The 2262-nt window shown below is 51.6% G+C and carries 1 protein-coding gene; it reads right to left on the bottom strand.

Annotation, left to right across the window (positions count from 1 at the left end):
* Positions 1 to 2057, bottom strand: a 2057-nt coding sequence (gene rnr, locus D6694_11860; protein ID RMH38775.1) for a ribonuclease R, incomplete at its 3' end; no start/stop codon positions are given.
* Between the last annotated feature and the right edge of the window lie 205 nt (positions 2058 to 2262).

Here is a 2262-nt window from a genome sequence, read left to right as displayed (position 1 = left end):
TAATAATCAGCGGGTAGGTTCGAAATATGGACGAGCCCTTCGATAAACTGTTCGGTTAAGCGCACGAAAATCCCGAAACTGGCAACGCCGACAATGCGGCCAGCAAAGGTTTCGCCTACCTTGTCAAGCATGAATTCACATTTCAACCAGTCGGCCACATCGCGTGTCGCTTGATCGGCACGTCTTTCCGTGACCGAACAATGATCGGCAAATTCGATCAGGCGTTCGCGCTCATAGGCTCTGCTTCCGTCAACAATCTGCCCCTGCTTGACCAATATCGCTTTGATAAGTCGGTGCACAATGAGATCAGGATAGCGACGGATGGGCGAAGTGAAATGCGTGTAACTGGCAAGCGCAAGCCCAAAGTGGCCCAAGTTATCGACACCATAGACGGCTTGCGACAAACTTCTGAGCGCCATCATCTGAATTTGTTCGGCATCCTTTCGGTCGGCGGTGGCTTCCAACAGTTGTCGGTAGTCCGCTGGTGATGGTTCATCGCCACCGCCAAGCTGTAAGCCAAGCAAACCGAGAAAGTCACGGAATGCGGCAAGCCGTGTTTCGGCTGGCCCTGCGTGGTTGCGGAACATGCCGCCCTTCGGGAAGTGTTCAGCGATGAATTCGGCCGCGCATACGTTGGCCGCAATCATGCACTCTTCAATCAGACGGTGGGCATCATTGCGACTGGTCGGCACAATGCGTTCAATTTTTCTTTGGTCATTGAAGATAAATTGACTTTCTTCTGTTTCAAATTCGATGGCCCCACGTTGGGCTCTTTGCTTGGCCAGTTTGCCGTACAAAGCATGAAGTGCATCAAGATGCTCGGCCAGGTGTGCGGCATTGCCCAGCGCCGTTTCGGCGTTTTGGCTGCCTGAGAGGTAATTCCAGACTTGTGTGTAGGTCAGTCGAGCATGTGAGCGAATGACTGCCGGATAAAATTGATACCCTTTGATTCGGCCAGCGTGTGTGATTTGCATTTCACAGACCATGGCCAAGCGATCGACTTTGGGGTTAAGGCTACACAAACCGTTGGACAATTTTTCGGGCAGCATGGGGATAACTTCGCCCGGAAAGTACACCGAGTTTCCTCGCTCAAGTGCGTGTTGGTCCAATGGCGTATCGGGCTGGACGTAGTGACTGACGTCCGCAATGGCGACCCAAAGCGTAAAACCGCCGCGTCGGCGTTTGCAAAAAACAGCGTCGTCAAAGTCTCGGGCGTCTTCGCCGTCTATGGTGACGAGCGGCAGGTCTCGAAGATCTCGACGTTGTCCAATGTCCTGCTGTGTGACGCTGTCGGGGATGGCTTCGGTTTGCGCCAAGACATCCTCCGGCCATTCGAAAGGTAAGTCAAATGAACGCAAAGCAACAGCGATTTCCATGCCCGGCGCCATCGGTTGCCCGAGTCGTTCGACAATGAGGCCAAGGGCAGGTCGGTGACGAGATGGCCGTTCAATCAGCTCTACAACGACCAACTCACCAGGTTTCGCTTTAACCGAACGCGCGCTGTCGATTTGGATATCAAAAGAGATAGCGCGATCTTGCGGCACCACATAAGTGACTGGGCCCTCTTTCTTGAGTTGCCCGACGATACGCTTTTTGCCCTCCTCAAGAATGCGGACAACAGAGGCTTCAATACGGCCATTTCGTCGAACGTCGCGGACATGGACAAGTACCTTGTCATCGGGAAGCAGACGACGCATTTCCTTGGGCGGCAGATACCAATCTTCGCCACCGCCCTCAAGTACGACAAATCCGAAACCGTCTGGGTGGCCAACAACTCGGCCGCGTCGCAAGTTCATATGTTCAGGCAAGCCAAAACGGCCTTTTCGATCTTCCACGAGCTCTCCATCGCGGAGCATCGCTTTTAATCGAAACAGAAGCTTTTCACAAAGCTCTGAATCGTCGCTGATATCAAATGATTGGCACAATTCATCAAAATAGACTGGGCGGCCGAAGTCATTGAGAACGTGTTTAATGTATGTACGGCTGGCTGTGGGTTTTTGGTAGCGAGCGCATTCAGCCTCGCGTTCCGGATCCTTGGAAAGAGGAAAAATTTTCATCGAGTTAGAACTGCCTTAATTTAGAAATGAAATACTATTTGCGTTATCAATTCGCTGTGTGTCGTGTTTTTTCAGTATATCAGATTTACTGTGGTGTGTATGCTTTTGTATTGACCGTGAAATGTTTTGTTTGTTCCTGAAACGATGAGGGAGTCACCATGCAAATTCGAGGGGCAAGAATATTGTTGACCGGGGCGAGTTCAGG

Source organism: Gammaproteobacteria bacterium (assembly GCA_003696665.1).
In the GTDB taxonomy this organism is placed as follows: domain Bacteria; phylum Pseudomonadota; class Gammaproteobacteria; order Enterobacterales.
This window is presented reverse-complemented; position numbering and strand designations above follow the sequence as displayed.